General features: G+C 26.7%; 2 protein-coding genes and 1 pseudogene. 2 read left to right on the top strand and 1 reads right to left on the bottom strand.

Features of this window, described 5'->3' with window-relative positions:
- Positions 1 to 406 (top strand): annotated as a pseudogene (locus tag ARA56_RS16540) (transposase); the annotation flags it as partial.
- Positions 407 to 616: 210 nt separating this feature from the next.
- Here the strand turns inward: ARA56_RS16540 and ARA56_RS16125 are convergent.
- A complete protein-coding gene (locus ARA56_RS16125; protein ID WP_055268507.1) occupies positions 617 to 3,646 on the bottom strand; it encodes a glycoside hydrolase family 2 TIM barrel-domain containing protein in 3,030 nt (1,009 codons plus the stop codon).
- A gap of 191 nt (positions 3,647 to 3,837) precedes the next feature.
- Here ARA56_RS16125 and ARA56_RS16120 point away from each other — a divergent pair, with 191 nt between their 5' ends.
- A complete protein-coding gene (locus ARA56_RS16120; protein ID WP_055268506.1) occupies positions 3,838 to 4,671 on the top strand; it encodes an AraC family transcriptional regulator in 834 nt (277 codons plus the stop codon).
- The last annotated feature ends 86 nt before the right edge of the window (positions 4,672 to 4,757 follow it).

Below are 4,757 nucleotides of genomic sequence, written 5' to 3'. Positions count from 1 at the left end.
TAAAAAATCATTTATGAAAGATTTAAAAGAAGTTTATAAAGCTCCTACTGAAGAACTTGCGTTAGCGCAGCTAGACAAACTAAAAGAAGCTTGGGGAAATAGTTATGGAATGGTTATAGATTCATGGTATAACAACTGGAATAACTTATCTAATTTCTTTGATTTCTCACCTAGAATAAGAAAAATGATCTATACAACTAATGCACTTGAATGATTCAATAGACAGGTACGTAAGTATACTAAATCTAGAACTATATTTCCTACAGATGAATCTCTAAACAAGTGCGTATATCTAGCGACTATGGAAATCATGGAAAAATGGACTCAACCAGTTCCAAACTGGGGTGCTACGTTAGCGGAGCTAACATTATTCTTTACTGAAGAATTAAAAGATGAATTAGCATAATAGCTTGTACTTTTTATAAATTTTATGCATATTATCTAACTTTTGTTAAATAATATAAAAGAACAGAAAAACACATTATTAGTATTTCTAGATAATAAAAAAATATTACTGGAAATCAAAATTTCCAGTAATATTTGATTTATAAGAAACTATATTACACAAAATTATCTACAGTCTAACCTCTGATTTTTATTTAATAGTATTAATTATCTAAATATTTGTTCTTACAAATTTCAAATAAAAATTGTATGAAAAATCTTCTTCATTAAGTCTATATTCTTCAGGTAAAGCAGGACCACAACTATTTGAACCAATACCACTTTGCTTATAATCAACGATTAAATAAGTTGAATCTTCTTCATTTAACTCAAAGTTATGAGCTGTATTAGTTAATTGCTCAACTGAAAAATGTGAGACATTAAATGCAAAATCATTTTCAGATAAAACATATATCTTTCCAGAATCATTCTTAACAGATACTTCTCTACAGAAATGATGGCTTCCGTTTTCTTGAGGTTTTATATAGTCTTCATGCATTTCAGAAACTGTTGAATTAAATCTACCTAAATAACAACATGAATTTTTATCTATATAATTTTCATATGGACCAAAACCAAAATAGCTTACATCTTCATATGATTTATTTAATTTAAGTTTTACTCCAAAACGTGGTAAATAAGGAGTTATCATATTTTTATTAGATTTAATATCACATTTAATTAAACCAGATGAGTAAATGCTCCATGTTACTGTAACATCAAGTACTTTTTCTCTATATATTGGAAGTAAGCTTAAAACACTAACTATGTCTACTTTGTTTGAAGACTCTTTAATTTCAGTACTATATACATATGGTTCAATTTGGTTAAAGCCAGCCTCAATCCAAAGATTCTTAATTTTTCTATCGTTATCTGTAGGTGATCTCCAAATAGAGAATTCCATTGGACTATCTATAAATACTTCTCCTAATGATTCAATAAAATCAAATGTTGCTGTATTTTTATTGTATACAAAATTAAAGTTCGAATTTGTGATTTTTATTGTATTATTTTTTTCTTCTATATTAAACTTTTCTTCATTATCATTAATTCCTATTAGTTTATTTACAGATTCTATATTTTTTGCTTCAGTTTCTATAATAAATTGATCGTGACCTAATACAGTATCTTTTTCACAAAGAGAATTATAACATTTTGCACTATACTCAAACAAGATAGTAGTAATTCCAACAGGTAATTTTGGTATATCTAAATCATACCATTTTTCTTCTCTTGCACTTAAACTTTCTAATTCTAATTTATTTAATGAGATAAGTTCGCCATCTACGCATACTTTATAAGTAACATCGAATAATTCACTAGCATTTTTAAAATCAAGCATATTTTTAAATTTAACTTTTTTATTAGCTTGATCAAATTCTACTGCTCTTATAGGTCTATTAATATTCTTATATTCTAATAATCCAGTATGAGGTCTTCTATCCGGATAAACTAAACCATCAACGCAGAAGTTTCCATCATGATTTTGTTCTCCAAAGTCTCCTCCATAGCCATATGCCTTTTTGCCATTTTTACCTTCACCCATAACAATAGCATGGTCACACCATTCCCAAACATATACGCCTGCAAATTCATCATGCTTTTGAAGTAATTCATCATATTCAATTAATCCACCAGGACCATTTCCCATTGCATGTGCATATTCACATAATAAGAATGGCTTATCTAGTCCTTTTTCAAAATACTCATTGATTTCCTCTAGACTTGGATACATACGGCTAATAACATCAAGATTGCTGAAGTCATTATTTCTTTCTTTATTTGCGTAAAATGCTCCTTCATAATGTACTGGACGTGAAGGATCTAGATCTTTAGAATATTTTGCTCCGATTTCAAAGTTAATTCCAAATCCTGATTCATTTCCAAGTGACCACATAAAGATACAAGATCTATTTCTAAAAGGAACTATAGAAGAATCAATTCTATCAACGATAACATCTTTATAAGTTATATCATCAGCTATCATATTATAATTATCTAAATATCCTAAGCCGTATAATTCAACAACACCATGAGCTTCAATATCAGCTTCACTCATAACATAGAATCCATATTCATCACATAGCTCATAAAAAATTGGAGCTTTAGGATAATGTGAAGTTCTTATAGAGTTAATGTTACATTCCTTCATTAATTTTAAGTCTACAATTAAATCATCATAATTAACTACATATCCTTTAACTGGATCAGAATCATGGTGATTAACACCTTTTAATTTAACTGGTACGTTATTAATTTTTAAAACAGAGTTTTTTATTTTAACATCTCTCATACCTATTCTTTCTTTTATAACTTCATTTTCTGTTTTTATTAATAATGTATATAGAGCAGGTGATTCAGCACTCCAAAGTTCTACATCATTAATATCTATTTGTATTTTATTATTATCTATATTTCCAGATGAGATAACATCATTATTAGGATCAAGTAAACTATAGTTAATAGTTGGGTTACCAATAGTAGAAAGAATCTCAATATCTAGTTTTCCTTCTTTATCTTCTACATTAACAGCAGGAGTTATTTTATAATCTACAACTCTTGATTTTGCTCTTTTTAATATATATACATCTCTAAAAATACCTGACATTCTAAATCTATCTTGATCCTCAAAATAAGTTCCATCACACCATTTTAAAACTAATACTGTAATTGTATTTTTGCCATTTACTAAGAATTTTGTAATATCAAACTCTGATATACTATGAGCTATTTGACTATATCCTACAAATACTCCATTTATCCATAAATAGAAACATGAATCAACACCTTCAAAGTTTATATTATAATCATATTTTTCTGGAAGTACTTCAAAGTCAAATTCTTTTTTATAAATTCCACATGGATTATTTTTAGGAACAAAAGGTGGATTATAAGGAATAGGATATTTTACATTAGTATATTGATTATAATCATATCCATTTACTTGCCAAACAGAAGGCACTTCTATTGTATCTGAAAGATTGATTTCATTAATATTATCAAATTCTTTAATTGATTGTAGGCTGTCGAAATAATTAAAAGCCCATTGACCATTAAGTGAAAAGAAGTTATTTTGTTTATTTCTGTCCTTAATAGTAATAGCTTCGTTAGTATCTATAAAAGGAACATAATAACTCCTTCTTTGCATCATATTGACATGTAGTTTAGAAATATCTTCATGGTATTCATTTAATAGTAACATTTTTATCCTCCCAATATATTTTCACCATTATGGAATATAATTCCATATATTTCATTTTTCTATACATTATATATATTTTTCTATATAAAATATTAATATATGAATTGTTATTTTAGAATAGTTATAAGGTTCCTAAACATGGTATAATGTTTCCTGTGAAATTTATTTTTATATAGAGGTGGTAGGCATACATGCAAATACTTTGGAGAAAATACAAAAAAGAAAATTTTGACATAAACTTAGATGAATGTGGAATAGAACATGGTATCCCGGGATTTGGATATAGATATAAAGTGTTAAAAAATTCTGTTATACATTATGTAATTAGAGGATATGGAACATTTAAGGTTAATGATAAAGTATATAATTTAAAAGAAGGGGATATATTTATATTATTAAAAGGTATGGATGTTGAATATATGGCTTCTATGGATAATCCTTGGGAGTATTGCTGGATAGGTTTTAGTGGTTCAAAGGCTGATGAATATTTAAATAGAACTTCTATTATTGATTCTCATGTTGCTAATTGCAATGAAAATTCAAAAATACCATGTATAATATTAAATATTTGTGAGATATCAAAAAATTATAATCCATCCAATTCTGATGACATATTATTATTAAATGAACTTTATTCATTATTATATGAACTCATAGGGGAGTTTCCTAAACCTTTTGAATATAAGGATAAAGAGATACATAAATATATTCAAGATACTATTAATTTTATTAATTCCAACTATATGAATAACATAACTGTTAATGAAATTGCTGAACATGTAAACTTAAGTAGAAGTTATTTATATAAAATGTTTATAAAAAATCTTAAGATTTCTCCACAAAAATATCTAATAAATCTTAGAATGTATAAAGCAACACTTTTATTAAAAAACACTAAGCTTCCTATAGGTGAAATTGCAAATAAAGTAGGGTATGCTGATTCTTTGTTATTTTCAAAAACTTTTTCAAAGTATTTTTCTGTATCTCCATTAAATTATAGAAATAATAAAGTAAATAAGGAATAAATGGTGTTAGTATAAAGTAGTGGACACATTAAATCGAACTAAGTAAAATAATATTTAGTTAAGAAAGGATGTGTCCATTATGGGAA

The sequence above is a fragment of the Clostridium disporicum genome, assembly GCF_001405015.1.
Taxonomy (GTDB): Bacteria; Bacillota; Clostridia; order Clostridiales; family Clostridiaceae; genus Clostridium; species Clostridium disporicum_B.
Note: the sequence above shows the minus strand (reverse complement) of the source record. Positions and strands in the feature narration are given on the sequence as shown.